General features: G+C 39.7%; 12 protein-coding genes and 1 pseudogene. 7 read left to right on the top strand and 6 right to left on the bottom strand.

Going from position 1 to position 16,923, the window contains the following annotated elements; genetic code table 11:
• Positions 1-38 precede the first annotated feature (38 nt).
• Together VTH8203_RS05310 and VTH8203_RS24960 are read right to left on the bottom strand one after the other, a co-directional pair.
• A complete protein-coding gene (locus VTH8203_RS05310; RefSeq protein ID WP_096992729.1) occupies positions 39-287 on the bottom strand; it encodes a DUF5062 family protein in 249 nt (82 codons plus the stop codon).
• A gap of 73 nt (positions 288-360) precedes the next feature.
• Positions 361-542, bottom strand: a pseudogene (locus VTH8203_RS24960) (IS4 family transposase); the annotation flags it as partial.
• Positions 543-718: 176 nt separating this feature from the next.
• On the opposite strand from VTH8203_RS24960, the gene VTH8203_RS05300 reads away from it, so the two are divergent.
• The 5 genes from VTH8203_RS05300 (at position 719) to VTH8203_RS05280 (ending at position 7,729) form a co-directional block, all read left to right on the top strand.
• A complete protein-coding gene (locus VTH8203_RS05300; protein ID WP_096992728.1) occupies positions 719-3,034 on the top strand; it encodes a putative bifunctional diguanylate cyclase/phosphodiesterase in 2,316 nt (771 codons plus the stop codon).
• A 507-nt stretch (positions 3,035-3,541) separates the two neighbouring features.
• Positions 3,542-4,234, top strand: a complete 693-nt coding sequence (locus VTH8203_RS05295) for a MotA/TolQ/ExbB proton channel family protein (RefSeq protein WP_158296059.1) — start codon at positions 3,542-3,544, stop codon at positions 4,232-4,234.
• Positions 4,224-4,739, top strand: a complete 516-nt coding sequence (locus VTH8203_RS05290; RefSeq protein WP_096992726.1) for a hypothetical protein — start codon at positions 4,224-4,226, stop codon at positions 4,737-4,739. The genes VTH8203_RS05295 and VTH8203_RS05290 overlap by 11 nt, the downstream gene beginning before the upstream one ends.
• On the top strand, positions 4,720-6,294 hold the full coding sequence (locus VTH8203_RS05285) for a hypothetical protein (protein WP_158296058.1): 1,575 nt from the start codon (positions 4,720-4,722) through the stop codon (positions 6,292-6,294). Before VTH8203_RS05290 ends, VTH8203_RS05285 begins: the two co-directional genes overlap by 20 nt.
• Positions 6,284-7,729: a formylglycine-generating enzyme family protein gene (locus VTH8203_RS05280; RefSeq protein ID WP_096992724.1), complete on the top strand. Its 1,446-nt coding sequence runs from the start codon at positions 6,284-6,286 to the stop codon at positions 7,727-7,729. The genes VTH8203_RS05285 and VTH8203_RS05280 overlap by 11 nt, the downstream gene beginning before the upstream one ends.
• Before the next feature lie 534 nt (positions 7,730-8,263).
• Here VTH8203_RS05280 and gspS2 read toward each other — a convergent pair.
• Positions 8,264-8,626 carry a type II secretion system pilot lipoprotein GspS-beta gene (gspS2, locus tag VTH8203_RS05275; RefSeq protein ID WP_158296057.1) on the bottom strand — a complete coding sequence of 121 codons (363 nt, stop codon included), beginning with the start codon at positions 8,624-8,626 and terminating at the stop codon, positions 8,264-8,266.
• Positions 8,627-9,571: 945 nt separating this feature from the next.
• Between gspS2 and VTH8203_RS05270 the strand changes: the two genes are divergently transcribed.
• Both VTH8203_RS05270 and VTH8203_RS05265 read left to right on the top strand, forming a co-directional pair.
• Positions 9,572-9,838: a DUF4212 domain-containing protein gene (locus VTH8203_RS05270; protein WP_096992722.1), complete on the top strand. Its 267-nt coding sequence runs from the start codon at positions 9,572-9,574 to the stop codon at positions 9,836-9,838.
• Between the two features lie 11 nt (positions 9,839-9,849).
• The gene (locus VTH8203_RS05265) at positions 9,850-11,553 is read left to right on the top strand and encodes a sodium:solute symporter family protein (protein WP_096992721.1); all 1,704 of its coding nucleotides are present in this window, start codon (positions 9,850-9,852) and stop codon (positions 11,551-11,553) included.
• A 68-nt stretch (positions 11,554-11,621) separates the two neighbouring features.
• Here the strand turns inward: VTH8203_RS05265 and VTH8203_RS05260 are convergent, their stop codons facing one another.
• The 3 genes from VTH8203_RS05260 to VTH8203_RS05250 all read right to left on the bottom strand — a co-directional run bounded on the left by VTH8203_RS05260 (position 11,622) and on the right by VTH8203_RS05250 (position 16,803).
• Positions 11,622-11,957 (bottom strand): DUF3316 domain-containing protein, encoded by a 336-nt coding sequence (locus VTH8203_RS05260; RefSeq protein ID WP_096992720.1) that lies wholly within the window; start codon positions 11,955-11,957, stop codon positions 11,622-11,624.
• Positions 11,958-12,118: 161 nt separating this feature from the next.
• Positions 12,119-15,544: a PAS domain-containing hybrid sensor histidine kinase/response regulator gene (locus VTH8203_RS05255; protein ID WP_096992719.1), complete on the bottom strand. Its 3,426-nt coding sequence runs from the start codon at positions 15,542-15,544 to the stop codon at positions 12,119-12,121.
• 71 nt (positions 15,545-15,615) lie between these two features.
• Positions 15,616-16,803 carry a 3-phenylpropionate MFS transporter gene (locus VTH8203_RS05250; protein ID WP_096992718.1) on the bottom strand — a complete coding sequence of 396 codons (1,188 nt, stop codon included), beginning with the start codon at positions 16,801-16,803 and terminating at the stop codon, positions 15,616-15,618.
• Positions 16,804-16,923 lie beyond the last annotated feature (120 nt).

Here is a 16,923-nt window from a genome sequence, read left to right as displayed (position 1 = left end):
TACTTCACGTCCTGTGTCTTAGGGAGATGGGTTCTTGATTATGACTCCTTAAGAACCCTCTTCATCCAGACGGCAAGTCTGCGTTTGATACTTGGCCCATCTGTCTTATCTACTGGAAGCGGGGTAAGCAGCTGAACTTTCACTAAAAACAAGTATACTGCTCTGGAAACGCTCTTTTGAGAGGCTCTTTTGTCGGTGATTTGATAACCTTGCATATCGGCAAGTTTTAATCCATAGCTGATAGCTTGCTTAAATAGTTTGTCTTCATCTTTCATTTTTCCTTTCATTATGCACCCCCAAAAACATCACTAGCTTCAATAGATGAGTATAGATCACAATGCTCAACTCTGAAGGATCCCCTTATAATTTCCCCAAAACACAAGCACGCTTGAATAGCCTTTGAACAAGCGGGATCGCAGCTGAGAGCAAGCTCTCCACTATTATTGGATAGCGAGAATGCCACAAAACTTCCATGCTAAGCGCACTGTTGAAAGAACGTTTCGATTTCTGACAGTGTTCGCCTGAAAGAGTTTATCCCAACCGGTTTCTACGCATGAGATAACACGACAAATAAATTGGTTAATTTCTGTGACTGGTAGGTGAGGAGGATTACAACTACACTGAGTTTATAGAGCGAACAATATATCAATCACGACTAACATTACAGAATAAAAACTCTTCGGTTAATTGTTGTTGGGCGCAAAGTGAAGGTTAGACAATGAAATTAGAAAAAAGACTTATCGTAACGTCAACAGTGTCTATAATCATACAATTCATATTAATAATCTTCTCTTCCTACTATACATATAAATCCCACATTGAAACTCAGATAGAATTCTTACTCTCAGAAGAAAACAAAAGATTTGAGTGGATAATAGAAGATAAAGTCGAGTATATACTATCAACATTCTCAACAATAAGTAGAATAATTGAATCTGACCTTAATTATGAAAAAAGCCAACTGGATTTAAATTCATACATTTTTGGACAAAAAAAACAAATACTATATTACATCATAGAAGACGGTAATAGCCCGATATATTCAATCGAAAGAAAACCAATAACAAACAATCAAGCCAAGGATGAGGAACTTTATAATAATATTCACAAAAAAATATTAGAAAAAAAATTTGATGAACATTTGGAAATTATAGAGCTTAAAGGTAAGCTTTGGATTGAGTTGATAAAGACAATAGAAAAACCTGAAAATGGGTATAGCCATATTGCTCTTATTCATCCGCTAGATTTTATTATAGAATATATGGACGCGTCCCATATGGGCAAAGGAGGTTGGCATGCTTTGTATAACAATGACGTCCTGATACATCATAATGGAAGCGCCTTACGCCATGACATACCACGTGATAAAGTAGCGTTAAAAAATAAAAATGCTAATGATTCTTTATATAAAGAATCATCATTCTTAACTCTTGACTATATTGTTGGATGGAAACCTGGAATTTTGCTAGATATATTCGGCAGTACCTTATATGTCGGCCTTGCTCTTTGTTTATTGATAATAGCGATCTCAAATTTCATTCTAATAAATCATATTGATAAATTTATAGTATTACCAATAGAGAACGTTATCACTCAATTAAAAAGTTCACGGATAAACATTAGAAGCATTTCAATACCAAAAAACATGAATAGAGAGCTCAGAGAACTTTTACTCTTGATGGTAAACTTTAATAATAAACTATCAAGACAAAAGCGGAAGATAAAAGATATTGCATATTTCGATAGTTTGACTAAATTGAGAAACCGTGTCTTTTTTGAGAAATACCTCAAGGACATATTCTCAAAAGATTGTGAAGTTACCTCTGGTTTCTTACTATTTATTGATCTTGATGAGTTTAAAATATTTAATGATACGTTAGGTCATGAATTTGGTGATAGGGTATTACAAGAGACGGCAAAAAAACTGCATTCAGTTATGATGGAAAATAAATATATCTTCGAAAATGGCGAGCATGTGCTATGTCGATTTGGAGGAGATGAATTTGCCATTTTTGTGAGAACACAAAACACGAGTTTTAAACCAAGCAATCTAGCTTCAGACATAATTCATGAATTCAGAAACCCTTCATTAATTGATAATCACAAGGTCGTAATTAACCTAAGTGTCGGCATAGCTACGACTAGTAATAATATTATAGATTACAAGGATTTAATGAAAAAAGCAGATATTGCAATGTACGATGCTAAAAAAGATGGGAAAAACACTTATCGATTTTATAACATAGATACTAACGTAAAAATAAATGAAATGTTTTTAGTCCGAGAAATGTTGAGAGAAGCCATACCTAACAATGAGTTAGATGTATACTATCAACCACAAGTGAGTATCAGTTCAAATAAAATAATTGGATTAGAGGCGCTACTAAGGTGGAATAGTAATAAATATGGAAAGATACCTCCTGAAAGGTTTATTCCTATAGCAGAGGAATCTGAATTAATATTAGACATAGGAAAATGGATTATACTCAAAGTTATCGAAGATATAAAACACATTGATTCTTTATCAGAGAGAAAAGTAATCATTTCAATTAATATATCTCCTATTCAATTGAATAAAGGTAACGTACTAGGATTAATCAAGAAAGTTTCGGGTAACAGTAATTTCGATTTAGACAGAATAAAGCTAGAGATCACTGAAAGCGCTATAATAGCTGGTTCAAATGCTACCGACCAAATAAGAAAGTTAAATGAAGCCGGAGTGCAGCTCTCTTTAGATGATTTCGGAACGGGATTTTCATCCTTAAGCATGATCAAGGATACGCCAATCTCGGAGCTAAAGATAGACCAGACATTCGTAAAGGGAATAGAAAACGGGCCGAAAGGAAAAGCATTGGTCAAAACAATAGTAGACCTTGCTGACAACCTTGGTATACATACTGTCGCAGAAGGCGTTGAAAATAAAATACAATTGGAATATTTAAAATCAATTGGTGTCGATATCATTCAAGGTTTTTATTTGTTTAAACCAATGAGCATACAAGAGCTCACAGAAAAGCTAAAAGACAACGATTAACGACGAAGTATTTCACCCTAGCTCTCTTCATTTTCATCGTTCACTAGGTTAGCGAGAGGAATCTCTTGACTTGCAAAGTAGTGTTAAGCCGGAGCATTTTCAATGTACCAAGGATACACGAACAGACCGCGAAACTTTAGTACCAAGGGGATAAATAGAAGTCTACCACTTCTGTGAGTTTATACTATAGTTGTAAGAGTGGGTACTGATTTGAATAAAGTGGACGTTAGTGACATGAAAATAATAGGATTACTTAATATAGTTACATTGTTATCAGCACTTGTTGTTTCCATATACATCAACACAAACTACATTGCTATTTCTTTCATATGTATAATATTAATAATTAATTTAGCATTACTGCTTCGAATAAAACACGTCCCTTTAATAACAATTATTTATTCTCAGATGCTAATTAGCATATCTTCGTTTTCTTACGCGTCAATAACAATATATAACTTGGTTTTTTCTGGCTCCTTTTCCAGTTTAAGAGAAACTGTGATAACTATGTCATTCAGCATTATATCCTACTCTATAATATTTTACTGTAGCAATAATAATAAAGGTTATGCCTACGCTGATGAGAGCACCAATCATAGTGTTTATAGTTTTCTTGTTGCAATGCCAATTACACTATTCAGCTTAGTTATTATATTTATTTACCAAGATAGTTATGCTTTAAACATTAGCGAAAAATTCTTAGATAGAGGTGTAATCCCTCCGATGACTCTATTTTTATTTTTTTGGTGTATTGTTGATACATCTTCTACTTTTTTAAATTCAAAAATAAATCTTGCAAAACTGAACAAAAGCAAAAATATCAACAGTTTTTTTTCAACGAGTAATATGTCAATTCATACAAAAATGGCAGTCATTGAAGAATTGCATCATAGAAGATTTCAATTACCATTATTTATCAACTGGTCGATTCCTATTCTAGGGTTTATTGGCACAGTACTAGGTATATCTCTATCTTCTGAGAACATTCAAAAAGTGATTTCTAACGATGATAGCATGAGCAATATGAACAAAGGTATAAGTGAAGCCATTGCTCCTCTTGGCATCGCGTTTGATACAACACTTATCGCACTATCGCTTGGTATTATCTCTACTTTCTTTACTCTAGTATCTTCGAACTCTGACAGACGATATATCTCTGAACTTCAAGTTCACCTGGAGAAAGATAGACATGAAAAGTAATAGAGAGAATATAGAAAACAATGAAAGCATTGCAAGCATAGAGGTATTCGGTGGTGTATTCGCAATCCTGATGGTCTTATTCTTAATTATTAATATTCTTGCCACTGCTAGACTTGAAGAAAGATTAGATAGATTATCAAATGAAGGAGAATTCAAAATAAAATGGGGAGAACATGGAAATGGATTTGTTATTGTCACTTATCCTGATAGCGTGTTTATCATCGAGACTGGAGAATTTGAGAAACACGACAACATTTGTAGTGCTAAAAGTAAATTTATAGAATACACAAGGAAGACTTACTCTCAGAAAAACTCGCAAATAATATTTGCAGTTCTAGACAATAGTGTTGGCACCATGAGAAAAGCTAGAGACTGCATACAAGAAACATACAAAGGAAAAAGAGTTTCTATCGGTTGGATGATAGTAGATAAAAACACAATGAAAGCAATAAATTTAGGGGACATGCCCTATTATATAGAACAGAATGATGATAAGAAAAACTAAAGTATTCAACACTTTCAGCATGACACTATCCGATATTCTAGCAAATGGCGTGATCATATTATTAATACTAATAATAACTACGATAATCGGTGAAAAGCAAAAAGAATCGATTAAAGTTGAGCAAGCCAAAGAGATCACGGTCATACTAAGTCGAGAAATTGCGTCTTCTTTAGTTATGAATTCACTTAAAAGTAGCCCTCCCTCTATCTTACATGACTATAACAACAGTTTGTTAGATAAGAAGATAATCAAAGATAGGATTCCAATATTCGAACTTTTAAATAATGGTGTTTATGAGGTTCAATCAAAAAAATTCTGGTCAAAAAAATCATTGCTTACTCAAGATTCTAGTCTCGACAGTTATCTATCAAGCCTATCTAAAAAAAATAGGATGCTATTCAGAATCGACATCTATGACATAACAAACTATTACTTATTCATATCGATTCTGGAAGACCATAAACTAAAGCCGAAACATTGGCACTTTATGGGTGAAGATATAATGAGTGAATATGGAAAGAATGTATTAAAAATCATTGATAACAAATCAGGTGATAATAGCTTAAATAATGACATTTCCAATGAAGACCCTCTATCTAAAGGAAAAAACACTACAGATGAGGGTTCTGAGAAGGAAAGTGAAAATATCATATTCGAGCAGGAATTGTCAGAGAATACCGGCAGTCAGTATATTGATGAATCATTCATATCTCAAGACTCATTAAATATTGGTGACAATCATTCATATAACGAAAGTTATGAATCACTCGATACATCAACCAATGAAACATCGACGATAAATATTGTTGGTTTATCAGTGTTAAATTCTGAGACAAGTAATATTAATTTTGTAGACACTCTTGCCATGAGCTACGCAATAATGCTACAAGTCAATATAGAAATAACAAACGGCACATTTGAATCTTTAGAAAAAATCAACCCAATAGAAGTCAGTAAGACAGTCAAAAAAATCACAAGCACAAATGACTTCAAGTACTGGGCCAGCGATATTATGTATCTTATTAACTTAGATAATTCTAGTTCATTGTATAATGTAGATTTGGTCGAAAAAACCGGAGGATACGCAGCAATTGGTCTGTATGAAAATAGACCAGCTAATGATATAAGGTTATATAACTCAGCTATCGCCCCCCCCCTAAATAAATCATCAGATTATTTTTTGGAAATCAATCTCAATACTTATCCTCTACCTCATAAGGGGAATAGGATTAATCTAGATAGAAATTCCGTATTACTCTATGTTGATAATATTAAAAATGAGAATCATCGGTGGAGACTGATTGGCGTTTTGGACTCAAAAACACGTCAAATAACACTCGGATTAATATTTTCACAATATAATAACAACACGAGAGAGTTAATATTACCTGCTGAAGAGAGTAAGCCTAGCATTCAAGGTGAAGCAGTTGCTTCTAACATACCGCCTATAGTTAGCAAATCAGTTAAAGTGGCGATCATACTGTTTATAGCTTTATTTGTTGTATTGTTACTTTTTTTCTCAAAAATATTAAAAAGTGTATATCATGAAAAATAATATATTTTTTATCTTAGTTATTTTTGTTATATTCTCGTTGGTTATAGCCATAAGTACCATGTCTAGTCTGAATGACATTCCGACTCTTAATGTCAAAAACCTAGACAACAGATTTAATAAGCACTATTTGGACGTTATTATTGATGAGAATCGTTCATATATATCAAATAACCCTAACATTAGGAAGTCATTGAGACAACCAGAGGTAGAAGTAAATATAAAAAACAAATATATACATCAGTGTGAAGTGACACAAAAAGAGTTTAATCAGTTTGTACAAAACTCTCAAGGGAGAGAAAATCGTTCGGCAACGTTTAGCCACAAAATAAGTGGGAAACTTAGTTCACCAGTGACAGGAGTTAACTTCCTACAAGCTCAAAGATATTGCGATAGTATTGGCGGACGGCTGCCTACTCACTACGAATGGGAAGCTGCAGCTACCGGTATAGAACGGCGTCTTTATCCATGGGGCAATTCTTTTTCAAACGACGATAACCCGTACATTGACCCTATTTTGAATACGACAAAAAGTTGTGGCAAAGTAATAAGCACATCAACACCTATCAACGTCCACGATCTATCAGGCAATGTATCAGAGTGGGTTGTAAGTGATCAATCTGCAATGATTAAAGGTGGAAACGGCTTCGATAAAGACAGTATTTTTTCATCACTGAATTTGTTTTACCGAACTGCTAATCCAAAAACCAAGAGTAAGCAGATCGGATTTCGCTGCATTTTTGACAACGTTGTACAGAATCAAGACATCATTAAAATCCCTGATGGTAACTACTTAGTCGGAGTACCTAAACAGTCGCTACTGGCCATACCCGCTAGCTACTTTAAAAGTGAGTTCAATTCCTCCTTGTTGACAGCTTCTGATCCTAAAAACCACAGTACTAGTTTGCAATTCTCTGTCTATGAGATAACTGTAGATCAATATCATCGATTTCTACTCGACCCGTTAGTACATTTGAACTTGTTTTCCTCAGGCAACCAACCAAAAAATCACTCTTATACACCATTAGACTGGAAAACTCAGCTCTTATCTCCTAGCTATCCCGTTCGGGGAGTGGATTGGTGGTCTGCGCACGCTTTTGCTGTATGGGCCGGCGGACGACTTCCTAGTCAGGATGAATGGACCAACATATATATACAAACTCTCAACCATGTTTATCACGCTCCTGACACAATGTCTGGAATTCAGGAAGTATCGGCGACATGCTCTTCTGCTAGTACCTCTATTTGTGGGTTATTTGATAATGTTTCTGAATGGACATCAAGTGTTGTTATCACTCCTGAGGGAGCAATAGAAATGATCTACAAGGGTGGGAACTTTCGTATTCCTACCGAACAAACACTAGATCCTCACTATATGCAGAGTATCTCTCCTCATTACCGTGCAGATACTCTAGGGTTTAGGGTCATATTCCCGTGAAGTTTCGGAATTAATATTTCATTCGGCCAAATTATTCACGGTCAACTTTTTGAATTTTTCCACCCCTTCACATGTTGTCTTGTATAACGCATCAGGCAAAAGTATACTCAAGAAATGTATTAGTAGGTACTTACCCACCGCAGATAGTCCATATCCTATGTTGATATATAATCTCAGCGGTACAGACCTTTAGACTCTAATCAACATATCAACCCTGCAACGAGACCATCCATCCAAACATTACTCAAACCAAGTAATTTGCCTCTCGTTTATCTTGCTAAGTATAATTGCATAGATCGAGTAAAACAGTTGTTGTACGCTGGAAATTAAGCCTGAAAAGCTACAACACTCAAGTGATCGAGACTTGTACTATGATAAAAATGCCGAACAAGCTTACAGCACTAGGTATACCTGAAATCAGTAAATGGTTTAAGAGTTAAGTACGATAGGACAAAAATATATTCTATCTAAATTAATCAACAAAGTAACATATTATGATATAAGGGTATCAGAAATCCATCCTTGGGCTATAAGTTAACATTTTTTCAAGGAAAAAATGGACCTTTTATTACTATGATTTACTATAAACCTATACGAAACCCCTCTTGATATTATATTTACAACATCCTGATTTGAACATATCCTTTCTATTATCTCCTCTCTTCCGTTCAGAATATTAATATAATCACTCTCTGATGAGTCAATTATAACAACAACCGTATCATCGTCATTGTAGGCATCCGTTATTGTTCCCCATCGTACAGGCTTTGGTGTATGCGATTTAATAATGTTAGCTCTGTTTTTAGCCATCTCTTCCACTATATAGTTTTGATGCTCTTGGTTAGCACAGCCTGCAGCTAACACAAACAACCAAATTATAGAAAGTATAATTTTCATACCCCCCCTCCTGTATGAAGAAATCATTATATCTAAAAGACATCCTTAGGGACCTAGAATAAATCTAATCCATGCTTTTAATAAAAGTTAAATGATAGTGATAGGATCAATAGTGAAAAACCATGCTTTGTTATTACTCCATTTATCCCTACCCTATTTTTTAATATTTTCACTAACCAACAGATGGAAGTATTTCTGTGTTATTATTTACTTTTCTCTTATCTCTATAATTCAAACCGAACTAGTCGTTATTGCATTTAAGCTCCCTTTAATTGTCCAACATCCTACTCGACTTGATTGATGTTAGTGTCCTGATTACAAATCTTCGATTCTAATCCCTTCAATAAATTTACCTCTAGTTTTGACGCGATGAGACAATCCGCCAGATTTTATCTCTATCAATGTTGACGCTAGAAATGAGCTAGCAAAAATAAATAATATAAGCGGAAATGATCTTTTGCATCACGTAACCCCTAACTTTAATTTCTGTTTTTAGTATAGGTTTGTTTCCTTGTTTTTCAACAGTAAGTGGGACGGAACTGATAAGGTTAGACCGCGCACACTAAGAAGTGGCTCTCAATTTTCGGAAATGACTTTAAGTGATTGATCTGTCTAAATAGCACCAAGCCATTGTGAAACCGATTATGACTAGAGAACATAGCCCCCTTTCGAACCAAGACAGGGCTATTGATATCACTTACATTCCAATGTCTCCTTACCTAATTCAATAACTTTTATTTCTAATCTTATCGATAAACATTAGACCTTTGGCTAATTTAACACCAAATCAACATCACGCTTTTCTGCCCACCTACAGTCAACGCACTGTTTTTTATGACTTTAATCTTTTTCCTCAGTCGACTAAAGTTGCACTGAGTTATCGCTTTTAGCCTGCTACCTTATTTAACGTAACAATACGTTAACATCACACAAAAGGAGAAGGCCATGGCGTTCGAATCATCAGAACAAGCTCAAGCCTATTGGAAGGAAAATCTGGGAATCATGGGATCCCTATTAGCGGTTTGGTTCCTCGTATCTTACGGAGCAGGAATCCTGTTTGTTGACGCACTCGACGCGATTCAATTTGGCGGGTTTAAACTGGGCTTCTGGTTTGCACAACAGGGTTCGATATACACCTTTGTTGCACTGATTTTTGTTTATGTCGCTCGTATGAACGCTCTCGACAAGAAATATAACGTACAGGAAGACTAAGAGGCACACTAATGGATATTCAAACTTGGACGTTTATTCTTGTTGGCATCACTTTTGCACTCTATATCGGTATCGCGATATGGGCACGTGCGGGTTCAACAAGTGAATTTTATGTTGCTGGCGGAGGTGTTCACCCGGTAGCAAACGGGATGGCGACCGCCGCGGACTGGATGTCAGCGGCATCGTTTATCTCAATGGCAGGCATCATCTCGTTCATCGGTTACGATGGTGCGGTGTATCTAATGGGTTGGACCGGTGGTTACGTTCTGCTAGCTCTCTGTCTCGCCCCCTACCTACGTAAGTTTGGTAAATTTACCGTGCCTGATTTTATCGGTGATCGTTACTACTCTAAAACGGCACGTATGGTAGCAGTATTCTGCGCAATTTTCGTTTCTTTCACTTACGTGGCAGGACAGATGCGTGGTGTTGGTGTTGTATTCTCTCGTTTCTTAGAAGTCGACATTAACCTTGGTATCGTTATCGGTATGGCGATCGTCTTCTTCTACGCGGTCATGGGTGGAATGAAAGGCATCACGTATACACAGGTAGCTCAGTACTGCGTACTAATCTTTGCTTTCCTAGTACCGGCTGTATTTACCTCACTGATGATGACTGGCTCTGTCTTCCCACAAGTGGGCTTTGGCTCGACGATTTCAGGGTCGGAAACTTATTTGCTGGATAAACTTGATGGGCTGACTCAAGAGCTTGGCTTTACCGCCTATACTGATGGCTCGAAGAGCATGGTCGATGTCTTCTTTATTTGTGCGGCATTGATGGTTGGTACTGCAGGTTTACCTCACGTTATTATTCGCTTTTTCACAGTACCTCGCGTAAAAGATGCACGTATCTCAGCAGGTTGGGCACTGGTCTTTATCTCGCTACTTTATACCACAGCGCCTGCGGTAGCAGCTTTCGCTCGTGTTAACATGATTGACACGATCAACGGCCCAGACATGAAAGGTGTCGCTGCAGCTGAAGCACCAAGCTGGTATAAAAACTGGGAAAGCACTGGTCTAGTAGGCTGGGAAGATAAAAATGGTGACGGCAGAATGTTCTACTCAGGCGATGAGCGCAATGAGATGAAGATTAACCGTGACATTATCGTATTGGCTTCTCCAGAGCTTGCTCAATTACCAAACTGGGTAGTTGCATTGCTGGCTGCTGGTGGTCTTGCCGCTGCACTGTCTACTGCAGCAGGTCTACTGCTTGTTATCTCAACGGCCGTCTCGCACGACTTGCTCAAGAAAGGGTTTAAGCCCGATATGACCGATAAGCAAGAATTGATGTATGCCCGGATAGGCGCCGCACTCGCCGTAATAGGTGCTGGTTACCTAGGTATCAACCCACCAGGGTTCGTAGCTCAGGTCGTCGCGTTTGCCTTCGGTTTAGCCGCGGCTTCCTTCTTCCCTGCTATTATCCTTGGTATCTTCTATAAGAAGATGAATAAAGAGGGTGCGATCGCAGGTATGCTTTCCGGTATCTTGTTTACTGCGGCTTACATCATCTACTTCAAGTTTGTAAACCCTGCCGCAAATACGCCGGATAACTGGTTATTCGGAATCAGTCCAGAAGGTATAGGTACTCTAGGTATGTGTTTGAACTTCACCGTTTCTATCGTCGTTAACAAGTTCACCGCAGAAGTACCGAAAGAAGTGCAAGATATGGTTGAGTCAATCCGCTATCCGAAAGGTGCAGGCGCGGCACACGACCACTAATATCATTCTCTTAAGCTATAACAAAAAAGCCACCGCAAAATGCGGTGGCTTTTTTGTTAACGTCAAACTTATGAGCGCTTTTTGTATGAGTAATCAACATCAATCACAGCCCGATACATGATGTTGCTGCTGTTATCAGCGAACTCCTCTATGATGACTTGAGCATCTTGAACTTCAATGGAATTTCGCAGCAGGTCATTTTCATTAACGCGAAGCTTATAAACCAAATCGGTAGAAGGGGTAGATTTCAAATCGTTTACCATTTTGAAGCCAGCCTCATATGCTTGCTCTTTAGTGTTAAAACCTTCTGTACGGAAATCAGTATCGCCCACCATACTCGTGGTCGCTGCCATTGCAGCAGAAGACATTATTAATGATGCTGTGATAAATGCTAACTTTTTCATGTAATCACCTTTTTATTGCTGGCTGACTCTCTGTAAGTGGTATCTAGATTACCGCCTCATCTGTAAAGAGTCTGTCAATGAAGGTAAAGGCAACAACATATTCAGTAAAGATATAGAAAAAGAGAAGACATACCTATAACAATCGCATTCTCTCTGACATTTTATTGACTTAACATAGCTCTCAACTTTAGTGGTTTCACTGGTTTAGCTATGAACTTAAAGCCATTCGATTTAATTCCTTCAAGCATAGATTCGGTTCTATCGGCGCTAATAATAACGCCGTTAAATGAATCACCGATACGTAACCTAAATTGTTGAAGCACCTCCAACCCAGTGCGTCCATTGTCCAGTCGGTAATCCGATAAAATGACATCCGGTTCCCATCCTTGCTCTAAATGCTTGAGGCTCGCAACCAAATCCAATGCGGTTCGAACATCGCATCCCCATCGAGCTAATAAGGTTTGCATACCAACCAAAATATCGGGTTCGTTATCCACGCATAACACTTTGAGATGGCTTAACCCTGTATCTGGTGCCACTTTTGCTTTGTCGGCAATCGGTGCCAGCTCCGTCGCCAAATCCAACGTTATCGAGAACACGCTCCCTTTATCTGGCCAAGAGCGCATCGATATCTGGTGATTGAGCACTCTTGCAATACCACGTGATATCGCAAGCCCTAGCCCCAATCCTTGGTCCGCTCGCGCTTGGTCTACTCGAGTGAATTCATTAAAAATCTCTTTTTGCTTCTCTTCAGGAATACCAATACCATCATCCCAAACGTCAATTCTTACTCGTCCGTTAACTCTCCTTGCACCCAACAGCACTTTGCCTTCAGGGTTATATCGAAAGGCATTGGTAAGAAAATTCTGCAGCACACGGCGCAGTAATTTCGGATCGGATTTGACGATAAGCGATGAAGACACCACAGAAAAATCGATCTGTTGACCGATAGAGATGGCACTAAACTCCGCTTTTAAGTTATTAAAGACTTCCGATAACTGAAAGCCTCGCACGTTAGTCTGCAACTTCCCTGATTCAAGACGCGAGATATCGAGCAAATCGCCTATCAGCTCTTCTGCAGCCCCTAAGGCACTCTCGATATGAGAAGAGAGTTGACGTGTTTCATCGTCTTTACTCGCCTCCGATAAAGAAGAAGCAAATAGGCGAGCCGCATTGAGAGGCTGCATTAGGTCGTGACTCACAGCAGCCAAAAAGCGCATTTTTGATTGCGATTCTGATTCCGACTTCTTAGTAGCAAACACCAGTCGTTTATTGAGCTGTTCTAGCTCTTGCGTTCGTTCTATGACTCGCTCTTCCAGCCGTTCATTGGCGTCACGCAACGCGCTTTCGGCTTCCCTAAACACGGTAATGTCAGTAAAACTCATAACAAAACCACCACCGGGCATAGGGTTACCTTGAACTTCTATCACGCTTCCATCGGAGCGCACTCGAGACGAAGTATGAGGGGATCCTTGCTCTAAATAATGAATACGCTTGAGAACATGCTCATCAGGATCACCTGGTCCACATAGCCCTTGCTCAGCATTGTGACGAATGACATCGGCAATGGGCCTGCCAACCTGTATTAAACCCTCGGGAAAGCTGAATAACTCAAGGTATCTGCGGTTCCACGCGACCAGCCTAAGCTGCTTATCTACTACCGCAATACCTTGCCCAATATGTTCAATCGCGCCTTGCAACAAGCCGCGGCTAAAGTGATAAAGCTCCGACGCTTCATCAACAATGGTCGCCACCTCCTCAAGTTGCATATTCCGTCCTTGCAAGGCTGACGTTAACACAAGTTTGGCCGATGACGCGCCGAACACCCCAGCCAACACACGTTCGGTATGACGAATCAACTCTGCAGAGGCTTGCTGATTGGGTAAGGGCTGCTTTTCATGCTGCTTCCAGAACTGTCGAAATGCACTTCTGACTCTGGTTCTGCCAACAAACCGAGAAGCGAGCATCTCCAGTTCAGCCACTGTGACTCGGCTTTGGTATAAACTCAGATTCTCACTTTCAGGTAGCGGAGTGCCAACAAATGAAGCCGATTGCAGTCTTTCTGTTAGGCTTGAACGCGTTGCCAGTGAAATCACTACAAAGCAAATCGCATTCAACACAACACTGATCAGCATGCCCCAGTCAGAACTTTCAATATGCAGAGATGAAAGAATATCGGGCGGCGTAATCACTCGTAAAAGTAGATTGTTGGTCGCATCGCCAGCCAGCAGCCCAGTTTCACTCATTAGCGTAATCAGCCAAATTGCGAATCCAACAAACAGTCCGACATACACCCCTTTGCGATTACCAAGACGCCAGTACATTCCGCCTATCAAGGCAGGGGCAAACTGGGTGATGGCTGAAAACGACAAAAAGCCAATCGCCGATAGCGAGTGTATTGTGTCTAGCGCCTGATAAAACCCCCAAGCCCCAAACAACAACAGACAAATAAGTGCTCTACGAATAATGAGCAGCAGACCTGATAAATGACGATGTGAGCGGTGTGCTAATTTAATTCGGCGCAATAATAGCGGCATCACTAGATCATTCGACACCATAATAGCCAAGGCGATAGTCGACACAATCACCATACCGCTCGCCGCTGATGTCCCTCCTAAAAATGCCAATAAGGCAATATTATTCGCCTCTACAAATTTGGGTATGCTGATGACAAAGGTATCCGGAGACGTCCCCATTAATAAACCTTGTCCTACCCAAGCAATTGGTAATACAAACAGACCCATCAATAATAAATAGACAGGGAAAAGCCACCTTGCGGTATGCAAGTCTTGGGCGCACTCATTCTCCACTACTATAGTGTGAAATTGGCGCGGCAGACATACGAACGCCATCATGGTCAGGCCGGTATGAATCAGCAAGGTAGGTATATTGGGGGATTGATAGGTATTTGATGCCAGTTCACCTAGATGGATATCTGGGCGCTGCCATGCCAAGTAAAGAATGAAAAAGCCAACAACGAGGAATGCCACTAACTTGATGATTGACTCAAACGCAACAGCCATCATCATGCCACGATGGTGCTCAGTATTATCGATGTGGCGTGTACCGAACAGCATAGTAAAAATCGCGAGCGCGCCAACAACAAACCATGAAATATGGTGATCTTGGTAGCCCAGTTCATCCGCTAGATTCGGTGCGACAACATCCAACCCCATGGTAATACCGCGAAGCTGCAATGCGATATAAGGCAAGATTCCGGCTACCGCGATAAGCGTCACCACCACCGCTAAGCCCTGAGATTTTCCATAACGTGCGGCGATAAAATCCGCAATAGAAGTAATGTGTTCACGCTTTGCGATGAGGATAAGGCGTGCTATCACGCGCCAGCCTAATGTAAAAACAAGAATGGGAGCGATATAAATGGGCAGAAATGCCCAAGGATTGGAACTAGCTTGGCCTACCGTGCCGTAAAAGGTCCACGAAGTACAATACACCGCAATAGATAGGCTATATACCCATGGCCGCCAGTTAGATAACCATTTTTTTTGTCTGTCTCCATACCAAGCAATAAGAAACAAAATTCCCAAATACGCCAGTGAGACGGGGACGACTACCCATCCTTGCATGTTGTGATATCCCTTTAAATTCCTTAACTATTATTTAAAGGGCTATCACTAAATTTCACAAACGTTCAGCCTCAATTCTGTGGCTCAGGCTGAGAATTTTCGTTGATATCTCGCACGCCTCTATTTTTCGGCTCAACTTTAATAAACAGTGCGAAAAAGCCCATCGCCGCCATCCCCCAGAATACTTTGGCTCCCCACAATTCGTAACCCCAACCACTGACCGCCATCATCAGAGCGATAAATGCACCAAGTGGAATGGCATTATACAGTGCTTGCAACGCCACCATTTTGTTGGCATCTGACTTTTGAATGTATTGAATCGCCGCAATATGGGCGATTGCGAATGTCACGCCATGCAGTAATTGAATCACTACAAGTGCACCAACCGCGGTCGTTGAAGCGGTCAATCCCCAACGAACCATAACGCCCACAGAAGAAATCACAAACAGGGTGCGCAGCGACCAACCCGCAAACCACTTTTTACTAAATGCAAACAGTAGAACTTCGGATACCACACCTAAGCTCCACAGGTAACCGATGAGACTTTCTGGATGCCCCGCTTCTTTCCAATAAATCGAGCTAAAGCTGTAATAGGCAGCGTGACTTCCTTGAATAAGCGCAATTAGCACCAAAAAGCGTATCACCGACCAATCTTTTAACAATAAGGTGAGTTTTGGTCTAACAGCATCACCCTCGTGTTGTGAAATCGGCATCGTCGCAGGATGACGCATCACCAGCAACATAGAGAACACGAAACCGGCAATCGCAGTATAAACAATCATATTGGCGCCAAACTGAGACGCTAAGTAACCCACGACGGAGGAGCCCGCTATAAAGGCAACAGATCCCCAAAGTCGAGTGCGCCCATAATCCAACATACCGCGATTCGCATAATAATTCGCCATCGCATCAGACAAAGGCACAACAGGACCAAAGCTGAGATTAAATAAGACCGTGACCAACGCTAGCATCATAAAACTTGGTCCCGCGGCTAGATGAGCAGCGATAAAAATGGTGCACGCTAACGTTGCCCAGCGCAGTGCTGGTAGCAGACTTTCTGCTTTGTGAATTCGAGGGGTAATCAATAGGTTTGCAATACAGCGAGTGGCAAAGCCTAATCCCATCAACATACCAACATCTGCGGCTGATACCCCTTGGTCCTCAAACCACAACGCCCAAAAAGGCAGATAAACTCCGTAGGCAAAAAAGAAACCAAATAAATATTGGGATACCCAAGCGAATGGGGATGGACTCAACATAGTAGCAACCTAAAACAACAACAGGAAAGAGAGCTAAGAAATGCTCTGAATAAGATCGCGCCCATTATGCAATGTGAAACCTTTGCAAAAAAGGGAATTGTTTATAGAAATGAATTTCCC

Source organism: Vibrio thalassae (genome assembly GCF_900089835.1).
GTDB lineage: Bacteria > Pseudomonadota > Gammaproteobacteria > Enterobacterales > Vibrionaceae > Vibrio > Vibrio thalassae.
The sequence above is the reverse complement of the archived record's forward strand: the minus strand, read 5'-3'. Positions and strand labels throughout refer to the sequence as shown.

Coding starts and splice junctions, on each gene's coding strand:
- VTH8203_RS05310 (WP_096992729.1), bottom strand. CDS start 287: ATGAAAGGAAAAATGAAAGATGAAGACAAACTATTTAAGCAAGCTATC.
- VTH8203_RS05300 (WP_096992728.1), top strand. CDS start 719: ATGAAATTAGAAAAAAGACTTATCGTAACGTCAACAGTGTCTATAATC.
- VTH8203_RS05295 (WP_158296059.1), top strand. CDS start 3,542: ATGTCATTCAGCATTATATCCTACTCTATAATATTTTACTGTAGCAAT.
- VTH8203_RS05290 (WP_096992726.1), top strand. CDS start 4,224: ATGAAAAGTAATAGAGAGAATATAGAAAACAATGAAAGCATTGCAAGC.
- VTH8203_RS05285 (WP_158296058.1), top strand. CDS start 4,720: ATGATGATAAGAAAAACTAAAGTATTCAACACTTTCAGCATGACACTA.
- VTH8203_RS05280 (WP_096992724.1), top strand. CDS start 6,284: ATGAAAAATAATATATTTTTTATCTTAGTTATTTTTGTTATATTCTCG.
- gspS2 (WP_158296057.1), bottom strand. CDS start 8,626: ATGAAAATTATACTTTCTATAATTTGGTTGTTTGTGTTAGCTGCAGGC.
- VTH8203_RS05270 (WP_096992722.1), top strand. CDS start 9,572: ATGGCGTTCGAATCATCAGAACAAGCTCAAGCCTATTGGAAGGAAAAT.
- VTH8203_RS05265 (WP_096992721.1), top strand. CDS start 9,850: ATGGATATTCAAACTTGGACGTTTATTCTTGTTGGCATCACTTTTGCA.
- VTH8203_RS05260 (WP_096992720.1), bottom strand. CDS start 11,957: ATGAAAAAGTTAGCATTTATCACAGCATCATTAATAATGTCTTCTGCT.
- VTH8203_RS05255 (WP_096992719.1), bottom strand. CDS start 15,544: ATGCAAGGATGGGTAGTCGTCCCCGTCTCACTGGCGTATTTGGGAATT.
- VTH8203_RS05250 (WP_096992718.1), bottom strand. CDS start 16,803: ATGTTGAGTCCATCCCCATTCGCTTGGGTATCCCAATATTTATTTGGT.